The organism is Streptomyces spongiae, from assembly GCF_009377185.1.
In the GTDB taxonomy this organism is placed as follows: domain Bacteria; phylum Actinomycetota; class Actinomycetes; order Streptomycetales; family Streptomycetaceae; genus Streptomyces; species Streptomyces spongiae.
In genome coordinates this window covers 1-19498 of record NZ_VJZC01000140.1, presented here as the reverse complement: position 1 = coordinate 19498, position 19498 = coordinate 1, and the positions used below count along the sequence as shown (strand labels likewise).

At 71.7% G+C, this 19498-nt stretch carries 16 protein-coding genes; 4 read left to right on the top strand and 12 right to left on the bottom strand.

Annotation, left to right across the window (positions count from 1 at the left end):
• Positions 1–27 precede the first annotated feature (27 nt).
• The 4 genes from FNH08_RS20500 to FNH08_RS20485 are packed head-to-tail and all read right to left on the bottom strand — an operon-like array spanning position 28 to position 4038.
• Positions 28–1047 carry a Gfo/Idh/MocA family protein gene (locus tag FNH08_RS20500; RefSeq protein ID WP_152772941.1) on the bottom strand — a complete coding sequence of 340 codons (1020 nt, stop codon included), beginning with the start codon at positions 1045–1047 and terminating at the stop codon, positions 28–30.
• Positions 1044–2048, bottom strand: a complete 1005-nt coding sequence (locus FNH08_RS20495; RefSeq protein ID WP_152772940.1) for a Gfo/Idh/MocA family protein — start codon at positions 2046–2048, stop codon at positions 1044–1046. Before FNH08_RS20495 ends, FNH08_RS20500 begins: the two co-directional genes overlap by 4 nt.
• Positions 2049–2079: 31 nt before the next feature.
• Positions 2080–2841 carry an SDR family oxidoreductase gene (locus FNH08_RS20490; RefSeq protein ID WP_152772939.1) on the bottom strand — a complete coding sequence of 254 codons (762 nt, stop codon included), beginning with the start codon at positions 2839–2841 and terminating at the stop codon, positions 2080–2082.
• 18 nt (positions 2842–2859) lie between these two features.
• Positions 2860–4038, bottom strand: a complete 1179-nt coding sequence (locus FNH08_RS20485) for a phytanoyl-CoA dioxygenase family protein (RefSeq protein WP_152772938.1) — start codon at positions 4036–4038, stop codon at positions 2860–2862.
• Between the two features lie 124 nt (positions 4039–4162).
• Between FNH08_RS20485 and FNH08_RS20480 the strand changes: the two genes are divergently transcribed.
• Positions 4163–5194: a LacI family DNA-binding transcriptional regulator gene (locus FNH08_RS20480; protein WP_152772937.1), complete on the top strand. Its 1032-nt coding sequence runs from the start codon at positions 4163–4165 to the stop codon at positions 5192–5194.
• A 193-nt stretch (positions 5195–5387) separates the two neighbouring features.
• Positions 5388–8762: a pyruvate carboxylase gene (locus FNH08_RS20475; RefSeq protein ID WP_152772936.1), complete on the top strand. Its 3375-nt coding sequence runs from the start codon at positions 5388–5390 to the stop codon at positions 8760–8762.
• Positions 8763–8766: 4 nt separating this feature from the next.
• On the opposite strand, the gene FNH08_RS20470 is transcribed toward FNH08_RS20475, so the two are convergent.
• Positions 8767–9654 carry a LysR family transcriptional regulator gene (locus FNH08_RS20470; protein ID WP_152772935.1) on the bottom strand — a complete coding sequence of 296 codons (888 nt, stop codon included), beginning with the start codon at positions 9652–9654 and terminating at the stop codon, positions 8767–8769.
• Between the two features lie 153 nt (positions 9655–9807).
• Here FNH08_RS20470 and FNH08_RS20465 point away from each other — a divergent pair, with 153 nt between their 5' ends.
• Complete coding sequence (locus FNH08_RS20465) at positions 9808–10224, top strand: tautomerase family protein (RefSeq protein WP_152772934.1); 417 nt, start codon at positions 9808–9810, stop codon at positions 10222–10224.
• Positions 10225–10248: 24 nt separating this feature from the next.
• Here FNH08_RS20465 and FNH08_RS20460 read toward each other — a convergent pair whose 3' ends face one another.
• Both FNH08_RS20460 and FNH08_RS20455 read right to left on the bottom strand, forming a co-directional pair.
• Positions 10249–11667: an alginate lyase family protein gene (locus tag FNH08_RS20460; protein ID WP_152772946.1), complete on the bottom strand. Its 1419-nt coding sequence runs from the start codon at positions 11665–11667 to the stop codon at positions 10249–10251.
• Positions 11668–11772: 105 nt separating this feature from the next.
• Positions 11773–13062 carry an alpha-L-fucosidase gene (locus FNH08_RS20455; protein ID WP_152772933.1) on the bottom strand — a complete coding sequence of 430 codons (1290 nt, stop codon included), beginning with the start codon at positions 13060–13062 and terminating at the stop codon, positions 11773–11775.
• Positions 13063–13306: 244 nt separating this feature from the next.
• Here FNH08_RS20455 and FNH08_RS20450 point away from each other — a divergent pair, with 244 nt between their 5' ends.
• A complete protein-coding gene (locus FNH08_RS20450; protein WP_152772932.1) occupies positions 13307–13726 on the top strand; it encodes an SseB family protein in 420 nt (139 codons plus the stop codon).
• A gap of 62 nt (positions 13727–13788) precedes the next feature.
• Here FNH08_RS20450 and FNH08_RS20445 read toward each other — a convergent pair whose 3' ends face one another.
• Genes FNH08_RS20445 through FNH08_RS20425 form a run of 5 tightly spaced genes read right to left on the bottom strand, consistent with a single transcriptional unit; the run spans position 13789 to position 19411 of the window.
• On the bottom strand, positions 13789–15192 hold the full coding sequence (locus FNH08_RS20445) for an FAD-binding oxidoreductase (protein ID WP_322724952.1): 1404 nt from the start codon (positions 15190–15192) through the stop codon (positions 13789–13791).
• Positions 15189–16307 (bottom strand): acyl-CoA dehydrogenase family protein, encoded by a 1119-nt coding sequence (locus FNH08_RS20440; protein ID WP_322724950.1) that lies wholly within the window; start codon positions 16305–16307, stop codon positions 15189–15191. Before FNH08_RS20440 ends, FNH08_RS20445 begins: the two co-directional genes overlap by 4 nt.
• Positions 16304–17308 carry an ABC transporter substrate-binding protein gene (locus FNH08_RS20435; RefSeq protein ID WP_322724949.1) on the bottom strand — a complete coding sequence of 335 codons (1005 nt, stop codon included), beginning with the start codon at positions 17306–17308 and terminating at the stop codon, positions 16304–16306. Before FNH08_RS20435 ends, FNH08_RS20440 begins: the two co-directional genes overlap by 4 nt.
• Positions 17309–17318: 10 nt before the next feature.
• A complete protein-coding gene (locus FNH08_RS20430; protein ID WP_152772931.1) occupies positions 17319–18416 on the bottom strand; it encodes an LLM class flavin-dependent oxidoreductase in 1098 nt (365 codons plus the stop codon).
• Positions 18417–18439: 23 nt separating this feature from the next.
• Entirely contained in the window at positions 18440–19411 is a 972-nt protein-coding gene (locus FNH08_RS20425; RefSeq protein WP_322724947.1) for an ABC transporter substrate-binding protein, read from the bottom strand.
• Positions 19412–19498 lie beyond the last annotated feature (87 nt).

The window sequence follows — 19498 nt, the reverse complement described above, 5'->3', positions numbered from 1 at the left end:
GCGCCGGTCGGCGCCACCCCCTCCTGCTCACACCGTGGTCGGAGGATCCGTCCGGGGCCGGACCGGGAAGCCCGCCGCCCGGTAGCAGTCGTCGATGAGGCGCATGGTGGTCAGCGCGTCACCGGCGTCGAGGGCCAGGGGCGCGCCCGCGCGCAGATGGGCGGCGAAGGCGTCGAGCTGGTAGGTGTACGAGGAACGGCGGCCGAGTTCCTCGGTGCGTTCCCCGGCGGCCGTGCACACCACCACCCGGTCGTCCACGTGCGGCTGGACGAAGTTCACCGCGGTGGCCTCGCCCTGGCTGCCCACGATCCGGCAGCTGAACTGCAGTTCGTCGTGCGCCATGTGGCAGCGGGCGTTGCCGGTCGCACCGTTCGGGAACTCCAGGTCGGCGTCCAGCCATTCGTCGACCCCGGGCGCGCCCGGATGCTCGCCGCCCCGCGCGGCGACCAGCCGGGGCGCCCCGCCCGCCCAGGGGGCGAGCATCCGCTGGGCGTGCAGCGCGTAGCAACCCACGTCCATCAGGGCGCCGCCCGCGAGCGGGAACGACCAGCGGGGGTCACTGTCCGATGGCGCGGGCATGGCCATCACGGTTTCCACGTGCCGGAGTTCGCCGAGTTCCCCTCTCTCCAGCAGCTCGTGGAGGCGCCGGGTTACCGGGTGGAACAGGTAGTGGAAGCCCTCCATGAAGACGGTGCCCGCCTTGGTGACGGCCTCGTGGACCTCGGCCGCCTCCTCCGCGTTGCTCGCGGACGGCTTCTCCGTCAGCACGTGCTTGCCGGCGGCGAGGGCGGCCAGGTTCCACGGTCCGTGCAGGCCGTTGGCGAGTGGGTTGTAGACGACCTCGACCTCGGGGTCGGCGACGAGTTCGGCGTACGACCCGACGACGCGCTCCACACCGTGCTGCTGAGCGAAAGCGGTGGCGCGGACGTGGTCCCGGGCGGCCACCGCGACGAGTCGGTGGCCGCCCGCACGGGCGGGGCCGACGATCGAGAGCTCGGCGATCCGGGCCGCGCCCAGCACACCGATCCGCAGCGGCTCGCCCGTCATGCCTTGCGTACCTCCTCCAGCCGTACGGGCCGGCGCTCGTGCAGCGACAGCGTGCACGCCTCGGCGATCCAGCTCGCCTCGATGGCGTCCGCCACCGTGCACGGAGAGGGGCGGTTGCCCGCCACGACCTCGGTGAACGCGGTCAGTTCGGCGCGGTAGGCGGCGGCGAAGCGGTCCATGAAGAAGTCGTGCGGAGTGCCCGCGGGGAAGGTGACCCCAGGCTCGACGGAACGCAGCGGCAGCCGGTCCTCCAGGCCCACCGCGATGCTGTCCTTCATGCCGTGCAGCTCCAGGCGCACGTCGTAACCGCGGGCGTTGTGCCGGGAGTTGGAGATGACGCCGATGGTGCCGTCGTCGAAGGTGAGCAGCGCGGACGCGGTGTCCACGTCACCGGCCGCCGCGATGTAGTCCGCGCCGCGGTTGCCGCCGGTCGCGTACACCTCGACCACCTCGCGGCCCGTCACCCAGCGCACGATGTCGAAGTCGTGGACGCTGCAGTCGCGGAAGATGCCCCCGGAGACGGCCACGTAGGCGGCCGGGGGAGGGGCGGGGTCCAGGGTGGTGGACCGTACGGTGTGCAGCAGGCCGAGCTCTCCGCTCACCACGGCCTTGCGCGCGGCGACACAGCCCGCGTCGAAGCGCCGGTTGTAGCCGATGTGCACCTCGACGCCGCCGTCCTCGACGGCGCGCAGCACCTCCAGGCTCTCCTCGACACCCTTGGCCACGGGCTTCTCGCAGAAGACCGGGACACCCGCCTTCACGGCGGCGAGGATCAGCTCGGGGTGCGCGTCGGTCGCGGCGGCGATGACGACACCGTCGACACCGGCGGCGAACACTGCCTCGGGGGAGTCGACGGCCGTCGCCCCGAACCGCTCGGCGGCGGACGCGGCGGCCGCGGCCACCGGGTCGGTCACCACCAGAGAGTCCACCACGTCGAGTCCCGCCAGGGTTTCCGCGTGGAACGCGCCGATCCGGCCCAGCCCCATGATGCCCAAACGCATGATCTTACTCCTTCAACCCAAAAGGGGCGGTTCAGTCGAGCCCGCCGAAGACTATCTGGTCCCAGTCGATCACCGATCCGGTGACCACCCCGCTGCGCTCGGACAGCAGGAAGACGACGAAATCGGCAATTTCGTCGACCTGACCGAGCTTGCCCATGGGCTGTGACTGGGCGGCCTTCTCCCGCCAGTCGTCGCCGGCACCGTGGAAGGCGCGCTGGGTCGCGTCCTCGCCCTCGGTGTCCGTCCAGCCGATGTTGAGCCCGTTGATACGGATACGGTCCCAGCGGTGTGCGTGGGCCGCGTTGCGGGTCAGCCCGGCGAGACCCGCCTTGGCCGCGACGTACGGGGCGAGGAAGGGCTGCCCGCCGTGTTCGGAGGAGGTGATGATGTTGACGATCGTGCCCGGCGCCCTGCGGTCGACCAGGTGCTGGACGGCCGCCTGCATGGCGAAGAACGGCGCCCGCAGGTTGATCGCCACGTGCTGGTCGAACAGCTCCGGCGTGGTGTCCAGCAGTGAGCCGCGCGAGGTCAGTCCGGCCGCGTTGACGAGGCAGTCGACACGGCCGTGCTCCGCCACCGTGCGCACGACGCTGTCGCGCGCCTGCTCCGGGTCCGAGAGGTCAGCGGGCACGAAGTGGGCGCCCGTGTCCGCGGCGAGCTTCTCGCCGATCTCCACCCGGCGTCCCGTGAACACGACGGTCGCGCCCTCGCGCAGGCCCGCCCGTACGATGCCCGCGCCGACGCCCTGGCTGCCGCCGTTGACGAGGACGACCTTGTCCTCCAGCAGTCCCATGAGTCCGTGCTCTCCTCTTCAGCTCTGGCGGCGCTTGGTGGCCGCTTGCAGTTCCTGGCGCAGCCGGTCCGGGGACCAGCTCTCGGTCACGGCCCGCCAGACGGTGTCCGCCTGGGACGGCGGAGCGAGACCGCCGACCGGAGGGTCGAGGTCGAGGTTGGTGGGGAAGGGGTAGCCCTCGGCGGTGGCGGCGACCACGCGGCGCAGCCACTCCTCCGGGGCGCCCTCGGCCCTGCGGCGCAGCAGCACCGGGAACAGGGCGTTCGCCATGGCCTCGCGGTCCACGGACTCCATCGCGCGCCCGAACGCGGACGAGACCTGCAGCAGGTTCGCCATACGCCGGATGCCGACCGAGCGGTTGTGCCCGGCGGCGTGGAAGAGCGCCGGGTTGAAGAACACCGCGTCGCCCTTCGCCAGCGGGAGCTGGACGTGGTGCTCGTCGAAGTACGCGATGAACTCCGGGAGCCGGAACGCCAGGTAGCCCGGCTCGTGCTTCTGCGAGTGCGGCAGGAACAGCGTGGGCCCGGACTCGACCGGCATGTCGCAGTGCGCCACCGCGCCCTGCAGGGTCAGCACGGGGGAGAGGCGGTGGACGTGGGCGGGGTACGCGGCAGCCTGCTCCTGGGAGAGGAAGCCCAGGTGGTAGTCGCGGTGGACGGTCTGTGCGGCACCGCCAGGGTTGACCACGTTGACCTGCGAGGTCACCTGGTAGGCGGGGCCCAGCCAGGCATCCGAGACCAGCGCCAGCATGTCGTTGGAGTAGTAGTCGGCGAAGACCTCCGGAGCGCGGACGGCCACCTTGTCCAGCGCGTTCCACACACGGTCGTTGGCGCCCGGCTTGGCGAAGTGGTCGCCGCGTGCCGTGCCCGACGCGCGCTCCTCCTCGATCACGGCGTCGAAGGCCTCGGACGCCCGGTCCACGACGGCCGGGTCCGTGTAGGCGGCCTTGAGGACCACGACTCCGGGCCCGTCCAGCAGGGCCCGGACCAGCTCGCTCTGCACGGTCCGGCGGCCCTCCGGGGTGGCCGTGAGGTCACGGAGCCGCTCGCTGTCGTACACCGGGACGTTCCGCTCGATCCGTTCGGCCGAGGGGTACGCCCGCGGGTCGGTGCCCTGCTCGACCAGTGAGCGGAACGTGTCGAGATCGCAGTCGGCCTCGCTCAGCCACGTCCGTGATCCCGCGTCAGTGGGGGACATCACCGGTCCTTTCGCCATGCCTGCTTTTCTGCAAGTCTTATGAACCGGCGCCCGTCATTCAATCGGCAGAAGCCCATCAAAAGTCCATCATCAGCCTCGGCGATTCGGGAACTCGGGAACAGTCATGCGGCATCCGTATCCGATCAGGGAGATCGCCCGTCAGGCCGGGCTGAGCGAGGCCACGGTCGACCGCGTCCTCAACAGCCGGGGAGGCGTGCGGGAGAGCACGATCATGGAGGTCCACCAGGCGATCAAGGACCTGGACCGCCAGCGGACCCAGGTCCGCATCGGCGGCCGCACCTTCATGATCGACATCGTGATGCAGACCCCGGACCGGTTCTCGACGGCGGTACGGAACGCGCTGGAGGCCGAACTGCCGTCCCTGCACCCGGCGGTCGTGCGCTCGCGCTTCCACTTCCGGGAGACCGGCCCCGCCTCGGAGCTGATCACCATCATGGACAAGATCGCCAAGCGGGGGTCGCAGGGAGTGATCCTCAAGGCCCCTGACCTGCCGGAGGTCGGCGCGGCCGTCGGCCGGCTGGTCGCGGCCGGCATCCCCGTCGTCACCCTGGTCACCGACCTGCCCAGCAGCGCCCGTATGGCGTACGTCGGCATCGACAACCGCGCGGCCGGAGCCACCGCCGCCTATCTGGTGGGGCAGTGGCTCGGCGACCGGCCCGGCAACGTGCTCACCACCATCAGCCGGGGCTCCTTCCGGAACGAGGAGGAGCGCGAGATGGGCTTCCGCAGCGCGATGCGCGTCGCCCACCCCCGCCGGTCCCTGGTGGAGGTCACCGACAGCGACGGCCTGGACGCCACCCAGCGCGACCTCGTCCTGGAGGCGCTCAAGCGGGACGAGGACATCGTCGCCGTCTACTCCGCCGGCGGCGGCAACGCCGCGACCCTCGACGCCTTCGACTCCCTGGGACGCGAGTGCGCGGTGTTCGTCGCCCACGACCTGGACCACGACAACACCCGGCTCCTGAGCGAAGGCCGCCTCAGCGCCGTCCTCCACCACGACCTGCGTCAGGACATGCGCCGCGCCTGCCAGACCGTCATGCGCGCCCACAGGGCCCTGCCCGACGAAGGGCCGGCCCTGCCCTCGGCGATCCAGGTCGTCACGCCGTACAACATGCCGCCCGGGGTGTCCTCCTGATGTTCGTGAGCTGAGGGGCTGACGTGATCTACGACTCTCAGCTCTTCAGAAAGCCACCGCTCCGCCCCTAGGGTGGCGGCCGGACGGCAGGCCGGGCGTCTCACCTGCGGGTGAGGAGCCGGGCCTCGCGTGGCGCGGCAGGGGGCGTCGCCGACACGATGGTGTCGTCACCGGCAGGCTGAAGGGATCGGGCATGTTCCGCAAGGTGCTGGTCGCCAACCGTGGAGAGATCGCGATTCGCGCGTTCCGCGCCGGCTATGAGCTGGGCGCGAGGACGGTCGCCGTCTTCCCGCACGAGGACCGCAACTCGCTGCACCGGCTGAAAGCCGACGAGGCGTACGAGATCGGCGAGCAGGGGCACCCCGTGCGGGCGTACCTCTCGGTCGAGGAGATCGTCCGCGCGGCCCGCCTGGCCGGAGCCGACGCCGTCTACCCGGGGTACGGGTTCCTGTCCGAGAACCCCGACCTGGCCCGCGCGTGCGAGGAGGCCGGCATCACGTTCGTCGGCCCGAGCGCGCAGACCCTGGAGCTGACGGGCAACAAGGCCCGCGCGGTGGCCGCCGCCCGCGAGGCGGGAGTACCGGTACTGGGCTCCTCGGCGCCCTCCACCGACGTGGACGAGCTGGTCCGCGCCGCCGACGACATCGGCTTCCCGGTGTTCGTCAAGGCGGTCGCCGGCGGCGGTGGGCGCGGCATGCGGCGGGTCGAGGACCCCGCCCAGCTGCGCGAGTCCATCGAGGCGGCGTCCCGTGAGGCGGCGTCCGCGTTCGGTGACTCCACCGTCTTCCTGGAGAAGGCCGTCGTCGAGCCCCGGCACATCGAGGTGCAGATCCTCGCCGACGGGCAGGGCAACGTCATCCATCTCTTCGAGCGGGACTGCTCCGTACAGCGCCGTCACCAGAAGGTGATCGAGCTCGCCCCCGCCCCGAACCTCGACCCGGAGCTGCGGACGCGGATCTGCGCCGACGCCGTGCGGTTCGCCGAGCAGATCGGCTACCGCAACGCGGGCACGGTGGAGTTCCTGCTCGACCGCGACGGCAACCACGTCTTCATCGAGATGAACCCGCGCATCCAGGTCGAGCACACGGTGACCGAGGAGGTCACCGACGTCGACCTCGTCCAGTCGCAGCTGCGGATCGCCGCCGGCGAGACGCTGGCGGACCTCGGGCTCTCCCAGGACACGGTCTACCTGCGTGGCGCCGCCCTCCAGTGCCGTATCACCACCGAGGACCCGGCCAACGGCTTCCGCCCGGACACCGGCCGGATCAGCGCCTACCGCTCGCCCGGCGGCTCGGGCATCCGCCTCGACGGCGGAACCACCCACGCCGGTACGGAGATCAGCGCGCACTTCGACTCCATGCTGGTCAAACTGAGCTGCCGGGGCCGGAACTTCACGACCGCGGTCAACCGGGCCAGGCGCGCCGTAGCCGAGTTCCGCATCCGGGGCGTGGCCACCAACATCCCGTTCCTGCAAGCGGTGCTGGACGACCCGGACTTCCAGGCCGGGCGGGTCACCACGGCGTTCATCGAGCAGCGCCCGCACCTGCTCACCGCCCGCCACTCCGCCGACCGCGGCACCAAGCTGCTCACCTTCCTGGCCGACGTCACGGTGAACAGGCCGCACGGCGAGCGCCCCGACCTGATCGACCCCACCACCAAACTGCCGCGCCTCGACGGCACCGAGCCGCCCGCCGGCTCCAAGCAGCAGCTCACCCACCTCGGCCCGGAGGGCTTCGCCCGCTGGCTGCGCGCGTCGCCGACCATCGGCGTCACCGACACCACGTTCCGTGATGCCCACCAGTCGCTGCTCGCCACCCGGGTCCGCAGCAAGGACCTCCTCGCCGTCGCCCCGGTGGTGGCGCGGACCCTGCCGCAGCTGCTGTCACTGGAGTGCTGGGGCGGCGCCACGTACGACGTCGCGCTGCGCTTCCTCGCCGAGGACCCGTGGGAGCGCCTGGCCCAGCTCCGGGAAGCCGTACCGAACATCTGCCTGCAGATGCTGCTGCGCGGCCGCAACACCGTCGGCTACACCCCGTACCCCACGGAGGTGACCGACGCCTTCGTGCAGGAGGCCGCGGCCACCGGTATCGACATCTTCCGCATTTTCGACGCACTCAACGACGTGGGCCAGATGCGGCCCGCCATCGAGGCCGTACGCGAGACCGGGACGGCCGTCGCCGAGGTCGCGCTCTGCTACACCTCCGACCTGTCCGACCCCTCGGAGCGCCTGTACACGCTGGACTACTACCTCCGCCTCGCCGAGCAGATCGTGGAGGCGGGTGCTCACGTCCTGGCCGTCAAGGACATGGCGGGCCTGCTCCGCGCCCCGGCCGCCGCCAAGCTGGTGTCGGCGCTGCGCAGGGAGTTCGACCTCCCCGTCCACATCCACACCCACGACACCGCGGGCGGCCAGCTCGCCACCTACCTGGCGGCGACCCAGGCCGGCGCGGACGCGGTGGACGGCGCGGTGGCGTCCATGGCGGGCACCACCTCGCAGCCGTCGCTGTCGGCGATCGTCGCCGCGACCGACCACTCCGAGCGGCCCACCGGCCTCGACCTCCAGGCCGTCGGGGACCTGGAGCCGTACTGGGAGAGCGTCCGCAAGATCTACGCCCCCTTCGAAGCGGGCCTCGCCTCGCCGACCGGGCGCGTCTACCACCACGAGATCCCCGGCGGCCAGCTCTCCAACCTGCGCACCCAGGCCATCGCGCTCGGCCTCGGCGACCGCTTCGAGGACATCGAGGCCATGTACGCCGCCGCCGACCGGATGCTCGGCCGCCTGGTCAAGGTCACCCCGTCGTCGAAGGTGGTCGGCGATCTTGCCCTGCACCTCGTGGGCGCGGGCGTGAAGCCGGAGGACTTCGAGGCGGCGCCGAACTCGTACGACATCCCCGACTCCGTCATCGGCTTCCTGCGCGGAGAGCTGGGCAACCCGCCCGGCGGCTGGCCGGAGCCCTTCCGCAGCAAGGCACTCGAGGGCCGCGCCGAGCCCAAGCCCACCCAGGAGCTGACCGCCGAGGACCGCGACGGGCTGGAGAAGGACCCGCGCGCGACGCTCAACCGGCTGCTGTTCCCCGGCCCGACACGCGAGTTCGACACCCACCGCCAGACCTACGGCGACACCAGCGTCCTCGACAGCAAGGACTTCTTCTACGGACTGCGACCGGGCAAGGAGTACGCCGTCGACCTGGAGCCCGGTGTCCGGCTCCTCCTGGGTTTCGAGGCCATCGGCGAGGCCGACGAACGCGGCATGCGCACGGTGATGTCCACCCTGAACGGCCAGCTGCGGCCGATCCAGGTACGGGACACCGCGGCGGCCTCCGACGTCCCGGTGACCGAGAAGGCCGACCGGGCCAACTCCGGGCATGTCGCGGCGCCGTTCGCCGGGGTGGTGACGCTCGCGGTCGCCGAGGGCGACGAGGTCGCGGCCGGTGGCACGGTGGCGACCATCGAGGCGATGAAGATGGAGGCCGCGATCACCGCCCCGAAGGCCGGCCGGGTCTCGCGGCTCGCCATCAACAAGATCCAGCAGGTGGAGGGCGGCGACCTCCTCGTCGAGATCGCCTGAGGCGTCAAGCGCCCTGGTCGGGGTGCGGCAGGTCCAGCAGGGCCCGCAGCGGCGCCGACGCATGAGGGCCCGCACGCCACATCAGCGCCTTGGCGTACGGGATCCGGGGCGTCACCGGCACGACGGTGACCCTCGGATCCCGGGTGATGCCCCGGACCGCGCCCGCCGCGAGGGCGATACCGACCCCGGCGGCGACGAGCTCCAGTTGCAGCGCCACGTGGTTGGTGGCGTAGGCGGGCCGGAACGGCACCCGGGCCGCCTCGAAAGCCGTGCGCAGCCGCGTGTACAGGCCGCTGTCCGGGCCGTAGGTGATCAACGGCGACGCGGCGAACTCGTCCAGCGACAGTGACGCAAGCTGCGCCTGGGGCCGGCCGGCGGCGACCAGCGCCACGATCTCGTCGCGGATGAGGACCCGGTGCTCGAACCCCGGGCCGAGCCCCTCGGGCGGAACCGCCACGAACACCGCGTCCAGGGAGCCCTGCCGCACCTGCGGGATCAGACCGGCGCTCGACCCCTCCACCAGCTGCACACCGACACCGGGATACAGCCGGTGGAACGTGCCGAGCAGCGCCGGGAGACTGCTGCTCTCCACCCCGTCGGCGGCACCCAGCTCAAGGGTCCCGGTGAGCAGGCCGGACCGGGCGGCGAACTCGGCCTTCGCGGCGGCCACGGACGCCGACACCGCCCGCGCGTGCGGCAGCAGCGCCCGGCCGGCGTCCGTCAGCCGGACGGTGCGCGAGTCCCGCTCGAACAGCGCCTCGCCCAACTCCCGTTCCAGGGCGCGGATCTGCTGGCTGATGGCGGGCTGGGCGACATGACAGCGGGCCGCCGCCCGCGTGAACGACTCCTCCTCGGCGACCGCGAGGAAGTACCGCAGCGTGCGAACCTCCATGGCCTCACCTCCATGACCTCACTGTATTCGAGGAACTTATCGCTGGAGGAAGACCCAGGTCTTTGACGCATCACGGGGTCCGGCAGCAGGCTGGAAACACGTCGGAGCTCCCTCAGGACCGAGAGCTCCCCGACACGAGTGAGGAGTCCCTTCATGCCCCTGGTCCGCATCGATCTCGTCAAGGGCCGCAGCGAGGACCGGATCCGAGCCGTCGCCGACGCCGTCCACACGGCCGTCGTCGAGGTGCTGGCCATCCCCGAGCGCGACCGCTTCCAGATCGTCACCGAGCACGAGGCGAGCCGGATCGTCGCGCTCGACGCCGGACTGGGGTTCGAGCGCAGCGACGACCGGGTGGTGATCCAGATCTTCACGCAGAGCGGCCGCTCGACCGAGGTCAAGCAGCGGCTCTACGCCACGATCGCCGCTTCGCTGGAGCGGGTCGGTGTGGCCGGCGAGGACGTCTTCATCGGGTACGTGGAGAACAGCCCCGCCGACTGGTCCTTCGGTTTCGGCCGCGCGCAGTACGTCGAGGGAGACCTCGGGATCCCGGCAGCGGCGGCCGCGTCCTGACGGGTGCGGTGCGCCCCACGGGTGTCACTCCGCGTCGCTGCGTGCCTGTCCACGGCGGCGGAGCAACAGGAGGCCGCCGGCGACGGCGGTGACGCCGGTGGCGGCCGTCCACAGGGGGACGTCCGAGGAACCGGTGGCGGCCAGGTCGCCGTCGCTCTTACCGCCTTGGGCGCTGGGGCCGGACTTGGCGGCCGACGCCGACGGGGACGGGGACGCGGAAGCCGACGCCTCGGCCGCGGTCGCCTTGTCGCGGGTGAACGCCAGTGTGCCGAAGCCGAGTTGGTCGTACCCGCCACTGTTCGGGCCGTAGTCGCCTCCGCCGCCCTCCGGCGCCGCCTTGGCCGCGATCCGTGTGAGGTACGGCGCGGAAAGGCCCCGGCGCTTGGTGTAGTGGTTGGAGATCATGGCCCAGACCGGGCGCATCATGTTCGGGTCCACGCCGGCGGCGTCGCTCGCGGTCTCCGAGCCCGACCAGCCGTTGATCGCGCCCTTCCTGCGGGTGTTCGCCGTGTACGGCACGTCCCCGCCCAAGCTCCACTTGGCGACGTACTGGGCGCCCTTGAGGAAGCGGTTGTCGTCGTAGCCGTAGAGGTCGATGCCCTGGTTCCAGGCCATCTCGCAGAAGGTGCCCATCAGGCCGACGCCCAGCAGCGCGTGCCCCTGGTCGCGGCCGGCCTCCAGCCACTCGGCGAGGCCGTCGGAATGCACGACGGGGATGGCGTTCTTGAGGGAGCCCAGGCCCTCACCGTGCTTGAAGTACTCGACCGCGGTGTCGACCTTGGCCTGGTCGTCGCAGAGGATGCCGACGGCGAGGACGCAGGCCATGGCCGTCAGGTCCCAGTTGGTCCAGTAGTTGGTGATGACGGCGCCGTTGTGGTTCTTCAGGAAGTCCTCGCTGAGCGGCGCGAAGACGTCTCGCATCATCTTCTGGAAGCGGGCCAGGTCGAAGTCGTCGTGGTCGCGGACGAGTTCGGCGGCGTTGGCGAACTGGTAGCCGTAGAGGCCCGCCGCGAGGAACCGGTCGGCCGAGCCCTGCAGCTGGGTCAGCTTCGCCGACCAGGCGTTGAGGATGGCCACGGCGGTGTCCGCGTGCGCGCTCTCGCCGGTGACGTGCCAGCGCAGCGCGTTCTGGTAGGCCGCGTGGATGTCGTTGTAGAGGATCACGTAGTTCTGCGGCCCGCCCGCGCCCCGGGAGACGGTGGCCTGCGGGTTGGGTGCCCAGCCGCTCTGCGCGTGGCGGTTGGCGGTGAGCCTGGCGAAGCCCGCCGTGTACGGGGCGGCCCCCGCCTTCACCTTGGCGGCCATGCGCTTCAGGTCGGCTGCGGTGTGGAGCATCCCGGGGTGCGAGAAGGTCGCGCCGGCCGCCGTCGCCGGGGCGGCGGCCATGCCCGTGCCGATACCGATACCGACCGCGCCGGTCGCCGCTCCCGCGGCCTTGAGCATGTTCCGCCGGCTGATCCGATAAGTCACTGCGTCGTTCCTCGGCTCTCGTGGGGACGGTGCCTGCACACGGGAGACGGGAGAGGGAGCGGGCGATAACAAAAAGTGTCAGTCCCGCCCCGTTCCCCGGTAGAGGTCCAGCTCCCCGTCCAGCTCGACGGCCAGCACGGTCGCGTACGCGTCCAGGTCGCCCTCCGCGGGCGCGTCGATCCAGGTCACGCCCGGCACCGCGTCCAGCCCGCCGGTGACCTGGTGGCCCAGCTCGGTGCCCGTGCCCAGGACCGTGACCCGCTCGACGCGGTTGCGCAGCCCGCGCACCGACACGGCCTCCCGCGGCACGTCGAAGCAGACCAGGTACAGGGTGCGCCGGTCGGCGGACAGCGTGCTCGGCCCGTAGTGGTGCCCGGCGGGCAGCCCGGCGACCGTCCCGTACACGGCCTCGGAGTGGCGCCCGATCCACGCGCCGAGTGCCTCCAGACGCTCGACCTGCTCGGCGGGGATCGTGCCGTCCTCCTTGGGCCCCACGTCCAGCAGCAGATTGCCGCCCATGCCGATCGTCTCGGCGAAGTACCGCACCAGCTGGCGCACCGACTTGTAGTGGTGGTCCTGGTGCTGGAAGCCCCACGAGTCGTTGATCGTCAGGCACAGCTCCCAGGGCCCGTCCGGCGCCTGGAGCGGCACGCCCTGTTCGGGGGTGGAGTAGTCGCCGTGGCTGAGCATGCGGGCGTTGAGGACGGCCTGCGGGTTCTCCGCGAGGATCAGTTCGGCGAGCTCACGGATTCGCCACTGCTCCTCGGTCCGCTCCCACTCGCCGTCGAACCACAGCAGGTCGGGGCGGAACCGCTGGAGGAGTTCGCCGACCTGGCCGTCGCGGTACGCGAGGAAGCGCTCCCAGGCCTCCGGGTCCTCCTTGCCGCGCTCGGCGTGGGAGTAGGGATTGGCGTCGTTGCCGCCCGGATAGGTGTCGGGCCACTCGTCGATCCCGGGGTGCCTCAGGCTCGCGTAGTCCGGGTGGTTCCAGTCGGAGTGCGAGTAGTACAGGCCCACCTTGAGGTCCTGCTCGCGCAGCGCGTCCACGTACCCGGCGATGAGGTCGCGGCCGGCCGGAGTGCGCCGTACGACGCTCAGGTCGCCGTGCGCGGTGTCCCACAGGGCGACACCGTCGTGGTGCCGGGCCGTGAGCACCGCGTACCTGGCGCCGGCGCGGGCGAAAAGCTCCGCCCAGGCGCGCGGGTCGTACCGGGACGCCGTGAAGCCGTCGAGCTGTTTCATGTACCGCTCGTGCGGGACCTCGCCCCAGTAGAAGGACCAGGACTCCGGCACCCCGTCCACGGCGTAGATGCCCCAGTGGATGAAGATGCCCAGCTTGGCGTCGGTGAACCAGGGTTGCATCGGCATGCGCCCACGCTAGGCGCAGCCGCACGGGGGGCGCGTGGGTACGGGTCACCACTACTGGTCGATTCTCACCCTGCCGTCGGACGGCAGGGCCCTGCATCCCTCTGATCCCGTGACCTGCCGATCCACAGCGAACCCTGAGCCATCGCACAGGATTGCCCGTGGCCTGGCCGGGTACGCGACGGACGTTGCGCCCGGGACGGACGGTGTCCTGGGCTGCCCGTCCGCCACTACCCGGGAATCTGCCATGGACACACCCTCGAACGACAACACCGCGCCCCAGGCCGTGACACCGGCGCAGGAGGCGCTGACCACAATCGCCCTGCACACCGGGGACCCGGGTGCGTACGACACGCTGGCCGGGTCGGACGTGCTGGTCCCCGTGCCGGACGACGCCAGTGAGGAGGACGCCTCCGACCCGACGGCGGTGGCGCTTCCGGTGCTGGAACAGGCCGGTGGAGAGCAGGTCGTACCCGTGTTCACCTCCGAGGTGGAGATGGCCGACCTGCTGCCGTTCGTCTCGCGCTACCGGCTGGTGCCCCTCGGGGCCCTCGCCTCGCAGTGGCCTGAGACGGAACTGTCCCTGACCATAGACGCCAGCTCGCCGCACGGGCTGACCCTCGACTCCCAGGGCGTCCGCACCCTGCTGGCGAGGCCACAGGGCTGAGCCACCTGATCCGCGTGTCCTGGCGGCCGGGCGAGCCCCGCCGCCAGGACACGCGAGGCCCGTCAGAGGGCCTTGCCCGGGTTGAGGATCCCGTGCGGATCGAACGCCGCCTTCAGCCGCCGCTGCAGCGCGTACGCCGCGGGCCCCAGCTCGTCCGCCACCCACTGACGCTTGAGCACACCCACGCCGTGCTCGCCGGTCAGTGTGCCGCCCAGCCGCAGGGCCAGCGCGAAGATCTCGTCGGCCGCGTCCCAGGCCGCGTCCGGGAGCCGGGGGAGCGACGGGTCCACCACGATGATCGGGTGCAGATTCCCGTCCGCCGCGTGCGCGATCGTGAACACGGGCACGTCATGACGTGCGGAGACGGCCCGGATCCCGCGCACCGCCTCCGCGAGCCGGGAGCGCGGCACCGCGATGTCCTCGATCAGCGGGCGCCCCAGTCGCTCCAGGGCCGGCAGGGCCAGGCGACGGGCCGCGAGCAGCGCCTCGGCCTCGGCCGGGTCGGCGGTCTGCTCGACGGACGTGGCGAGCGGCTCCACGACTCGCGCGACCGCCTCCGCCTCGGCCACCGCGCCCGCGCCGTCGCACTGCACCAGCAGCAGCGCCGCCCCTCGCTCCCGCAGCGCCGGGTCGACGGCCTCCAGCACGGGCCCGTCGACCAGCTCCGCGAGCGCGGGCACGACCCCCGCGCGGCTGATCGCGAACGAGGCGTCGGCGGCCGCCTCCACGGAGGAGAAGTACGCGGCGATCGTGGCCGTCGCCACCGGCTCCGGAAACAGTCGCAGCGTCGCCGAGGTGATGACCGCGAGGGTGCCTTCCGAGCCCGTGAGCAGGGCCGTGAGGTCGTACCCCGTGACGCCCTTGACGGTGCGGCGGCCCGTGCGCACCACCGTGCCGTCCGCGAGCACCGCCTCCAGACCCAGCACGCTGTCCCGCGTCACCCCGTACTTCGCACAGCGCAGACCGCCCGCGTTGGTCGCGATGTTCCCGCCGATGGTGGACAGGGCCGCGCTCGCCGGGTCGGGCGCGTACCGCAGACCGTGCTCACCGGCCGCCCGGTCCAGCTCGGCGGTGATCACACCGGGTTCGACGACGGCGAGCTGGTCCTCCGGGGACAGTTCCAGGATGCGGTCCATGCCGGACAGGTCCAGGACCAGCGCGTCCTCGCCCGCGCTCGCCCCGCCCGACAGTCCGGTGCCCGCGCCGCGCGGCACGACCGCCACGCCCAGCGCGTGCGCATGGCGGAGCGCGATCGTCACGTCCTCGGTCCGCCGCGCGTGGACGACGGCCAGGGGGCCGCCGCCGGGCCGGGTGCCGGAGCGGTCGGTGGCGTACGCGGCGGCCACGGCCGGGTCGGTGGTCAGCCGGTCGGGGGCCAGGTCGCGGGCCAGGAGACCCAGCAGCTGGGCGTGTGCCGTGCTCGTGGTGGTCGTGGGTGCGGCCTGGGGGTGGTCGGTCGTGGTCACAGGGCGAGGGCCTTCGTTCCGATGGCGAGCAGGGAGATGTCCTCCTGGGGCGCGTGCACGGGCGCGCACTGGATGTCACGGAAGTGCCGTTCGAGCGGGTTGCCGCGGGCCAGCCCCGGATTGCCGAGCAGCCGCACGGCCAGCTCGACGGCCCGTACGGCATGCCGGTCGGCCAGTACGCGCGCGCCCAGGGCCAGCTCGGGCGGGTACGACGCGTCGCCCGCGTCCACGTGGGCCGCACCGTCGAAGACGAGTTGCTCGGCCGCCGAGAGCAGCACCTCGATCTCCCCGGCGGTCCGCCGGAAGCGTTCCGTACGGGCCACGGCGTGGCCGAGGTTGGCGGGGACGCGTTCGTGGGCGAAGGCGTGGAAGAAGGACTGTGCGGCCCGCGCGACGCCCAGGTAGAGCGCGGCGAGCGGGAGATGGATCGCCGCGCCCGCCCGGTTGTCCTGCTCGGCGGCCGGACCGTACGGCCCGAGCCCGATGACGTGCTCGTACGGGATCTCCACGTCCTCGAAGGCGACGTCGTGGCTGCCGCTGGCCCGCAGCCCCAGCTGGTCCCAGTGCTCGGCGATGCGGATGCCGGGCGAGCCGCCGGGCACGAGGAAGGTGCCGACGCGTGGCTCCGGCTCGTCGGTGGTGGCCCACACGAGGAACCAGTCGAGTCCCTCCGCACCAGTCACGAAGCGTTTCCGCCCGCTGACCGACCAGCCGTCGGCCGTGCGCCGGGCCAGCGTGGCGGGGAGGCCACCGCGCGCGGGGGAGCCCAACTCGGGCTCCACCCGGGCATGGTTGACGAGTACCGGGCGCTCCTCGGACTCCTTGAGCACGCGGGTGTACAGCTCTTCCGGCCAATGCGGCGCGGCGGCCTGGCGGGCGTGGGTGTTGAGGGTCATCGCCGTGATGAGGGCGACGGACGGGTCACCCTGACCGAGGGTGTGCAGGATCCGGGAGGTGCCGGCCGTGCGGACGCCCCGGCCGCCATACTGCTCCCCGACGGTGGCCGTGAGCAGCCCCGCCTCGTGGACGGCCCGGAGGGACTCGGCGGGAAAGGCGGCCGACTGGTCGTATCCAGGGGCGAGTCGGGTGAGGCGGGCGATCAGCTCGGCGGTCACAGCGCCTTCTTCAGGTCGGCGTTCAGCTTGCGGCTCCAGAAGGAGGACACGTTCAATTTCTGCTTAAGCGCCCCCAGTTGGGCAAAGGCGTCGGCCACCTTCTGCTGCGAGGCGATCGTGTCGTCACCGACCCCGCGGGCCGCGGTCGGGCGCTGGGCCTGCTGGTCGCGGAAGTCCTTCTCGGCCTGCGCGACCGGCTGGTGCGTGGCCTTGGCGACGACCTCAGCGAACTCGCTCTGGCGCCCGTCGTTGACGTACGCGTACGCCTTGGTGATCCGGGCGATCAGATCGGCCGCCGCCTTCCTCTGCGCGGCGCTGCCGAGCACGCTGTCGCGCGCCGACCAGAGGAAGTTGCCGGACAGGATGTCCTTGCCCGAGCCGATGGTGGTGGCGCCCTGCTGGTGGGCGGTGATGATCGACGTGCCGTAGGAGGCGAAGGCGTCGATGCCGCCGCCGTTCAGGGCCGCGAGCCCGTCATTGGGCAGCAGCGGCTTCGCGTCGATGTCCGACCACTTCAGACCGGCCCGCTTGAGCAGCTCGTACAGGAAGTAGTGGGCGGTCGTGTTCTGCACGTAGCCGACCTTCTTCCCCTTCAGCCCCGCGATGTCGGTGATCTTCGAGCCCTTGGGGGCGACGACCTCCTGGTTGAGGGTGGCGCCGCGCTGCACGGCGACGACCTTGAAGTTGGGTTCGCCGTCGGCCGCGGCGAAGACCGGCGGGATCTCACTGGACGAGGCGAGGTCGAGCGCGCCGGCGCGGACGGCCTGGAGCTGCTGGTCACCGCCCTGGAAGACGCTCCACCTGACGTTGTAGGGGGTGTCGTCGAGGTGGGCGAACTTCAGGACCGCCTCCTCGGTCTTCCAGCCGGTGGCGCCGACCCTCAGAGTCACGGACGACACGTCCGACGGCGACTCGGCCTCCGCCTGGCTCCCGCAGGCCGCCGCGAAGGGCAGGAGCAGGAGGAGGGCGGCGGACGCGCGGATGGTGCTACGGAACAACACGGGATCTCCATCAGGCAGCTTGGGTCGTGGCGCGGTGGGCGAGCTCCTGCCGGACCAGCGGCAGGACGAAACGGGCGTAGTCGATGGCGTCGTTGAGCGGGTCGTAGCCACGGATGGACAGCAGGTCGCAGCCGATGTCGACGTAGTCGAGGAGCGCCTTCGCGACCGTCTCCGGGGAGCCCACGAGCGCGGTCGAGGCGCCGGCGGCGTTGGTGGCGACCGCCGGTGCGGTCCACAGGCAGCGGTCGTGGACCTCGCCGCGCTCGGCGATGTCGAGCAGCCGCTGGGAGCCGACGTTGGCGGGGCGCCCGGTGGTGCGGTAGTGCCGCAGCAGCTCGGTGTTGCTCGCCTGGTCCTTGAGCACGCCCAGCGTGCGGTACGCCTTCTCCCAGGCCAGCTCGTCGGTGGGCGCGATGATCGGGCGGAACGACACCCAGATACGGGGGTGTGGGCGCCCGGCGGCGTCCGCGACCGCGTTCACGGTGGCGATCTGCTCGGCCGTCTCCTTGAGCGGCTCGCCCCACAGCCCGAAGATGTCGCCCTGCTGACCGCCGACCCGGTAGGCGTCCTGCGAGGAGCCGCCCACCGAGATGGGGATCAGCCCGTTCACGGGCTTCACGTCGGAGTAGTAGCCCTCGAACCTGAAGTACCTGCCCTCGTGCGAGACGGGCCCCTCGGCCTGCCACACCTTCCGCAGGATCTGGATGTACTCGTCCGAACGCTCGTACCGCTCCGCCTTGCCCAGGTAGTCACCCTCCCGGCGCTGCTCCTCGTCGCTGCCGCCCGAGATGATGTGCAGCGTCAGCCGCCCGTTGCTGATCCGGTCGAGGGTGGCGAGGGCGCGGGCGGCGTGCGTGGGGAAGACGACGCCCGGCCGGTGCGCCAGGATCGGGCGGACGCGCTCGGTGTGCGTGGCGACGAACTGGGCCACCTGGAAGGCGTCGGGCGAGGCCGAGTGGTAGGCGACCAGGGTGTGGTCGAAGCCGCCGTCGTCCAGGGCGCGGGCGTACCGGCGCAGGTGGTCGGGGTCGAAGCCGGTCCGGCTCGCGGCCGCCGGACCCGAGGCCCCGGCGTCCGTGTGGACGGCACTGATGAACTCGACAGGCATGAGCAACTCCTTCTAGAGCGCGACTACTTGAGCAGCGATGTGTCGGCCGACTCCGCCACGTCGACATTCGGCTCCAGGACCCCGATGCCGTTCATGAGGTCGGCCACGCCCTGGACGGTCCTGTTCACCTCGGGCGTGACGGGCAGGACCTGGCTGTACGCCGCCGAGGCCAGCGTCTTCGCCACGGAGGCGTCGGCGCCGTTGCGCTGCTCGATGGCCTTGGCGTACGCGTCCTTGTGGGTGCTGCTCCACTTCAGGGCTGTGCCGAGCCGCTTCAGGAAGTCGGCGAGCGCGGTCTTCTTGGCCTTGTCGCCGAGGGCCTTCTCGGAGGCGTTGATGAAGCCGATGCCGCTGACCCGGCCGTCCCCGCCGTCGACGAGGAGCTTGCCGCCCTGCTCCAGGGCGACCGCCTGGTAGACGCCGAAGATCGCCCAGGCCTTGATCTTGCCGGAGGCGAACGCGGCCTGCGCGTCCGTCGGCAACAGGTACTGCACCTTGACGTCCTTGTAGCTGAGCCCGTTCTGCTTGAGCACGTTGGCCAGCAGGTACTCCGAGACGCTGCCCTTGGCGGAGGACACCACGACCTTCTGGCCCTTGAGGTCCTTGACGCTGTCGATGCCGGAGCCCTTGCGGACGACGAGGCCGACGTGCCTGCCGTCGTTCTTCAGAGCGGCGACATTCTTGACCTGCACCCCGCCACTGAGGGCCTGCAGCGCCGGCAGGTCCGCCGAGTAGCCGGTGTCGGCGGCGCCCGCCTGCACCGCCTGGTACAGCGGAGCCGCGCCCTCGAACTCGGCCCACTTCACCTTGTAGTCCGCGCCCTTGAGCGCGCCGGAGGCGGCGACGATGGTCTGGAGGGTCTTGGCCTGGTCACCGATGGTGAGGGTGACCTGCGAACCCTTGGCCGAGGTGTCCGCCGAGGAGTCGGCGCCGCAGGCGGTCGCCGTCAGCAGGGCGGCGAGGCTCAGCGCGATGGCGGCGATCTTGCGTGTCACGAGGGGGTGCCTTCCGGGGAGTGGGTGACGCCGAGCCAGGTCAGCAGACGGGCGCGCAGGGAAACGAAGTCGGGGGCGGTCAGGTCG